We start from the raw sequence: 847 nt of genomic DNA on the forward strand, positions 1-847 counted from the left end.
CCATGGCCCGCCGCGGCGGCCTTGGCGTCCTGCCGCAGGACGTCCCGCTCGACGTCATCCGTGACGTCACGGCCTGGATCAAGGGACGCCACCCGGTCCTGGAAACCCCCGTCACGCTCGCGCCCACGGACACCGTCATTGATGCCCTCCACCTGATGGGCAAGCGGCCGCACGGGGCCGTTGTGGTGGTGGACGACTCCGGCGCGGTCACCGGTGTTGTCCGGGCCACCGACTGCGAGGGCCAGGACCGTTTCGCGTCCCTGGCCTCCGTCATCCGCCACCAGCCGCTGGTGCTCGACGCCGGACCGCTCGCCGGCGGATTGTTTGGGGGCGGGTCGGCGGCCGATGCTGCGCAGGCCCTCCGCGGCGCCTTTGAGGCGATGGACGCCGCCGGAACCGACTACGCACCGGTGCAGCAGGACGGGGTCCTGGCCGGCGTGCTCACCCGTAAGGGCGCCCTGCGCGCCACGCTCTACCGGCCGTCCCTGGACGACGAGGGCAGGCTGAAGGTCGCCGCCGCCGTCGGAATCAACGGGGACGTGGCCGGGCGGGCCGCCGAATTGCTGGCGGCCGGCGTCAACGTGCTGGTCCTCGACACCGCGCACGGGCACCAGCAGAAAATGTTCGACGCCCTCGCCGCCGTGAAGGGTCTCAACCCCGGCGTGCCGGTAGTCGCCGGCAACGTCGTCACCGGCGAGGCAACGCGTGAGCTCATCGAGGCCGGGGCGGACATCGTCAAGGTCGGCGTGGGTCCGGGCGCCATGTGCACCACGCGCATGATGACGGCCGTGGGCCGCCCGCAGTTCAGCGCCGTCCTGGAATGTTCCGCCGCGGCCCGGGAAGCCGG

Annotated in this window: 1 protein-coding gene; it reads left to right on the forward strand. The window is 72.6% G+C overall.

Annotated elements, in window-relative coordinates; all coding sequences use genetic code 11:
- A partial coding sequence (locus tag Y706_RS26040) for an IMP dehydrogenase (protein WP_043436348.1) occupies positions 1–847 on the forward strand: 847 nt, incomplete at both ends.

It is taken from the genome of Arthrobacter sp. I3 (assembly GCF_000520575.1).
In the GTDB taxonomy this organism is placed as follows: domain Bacteria; phylum Actinomycetota; class Actinomycetes; order Actinomycetales; family Micrococcaceae; genus Arthrobacter; species Arthrobacter humicola_A.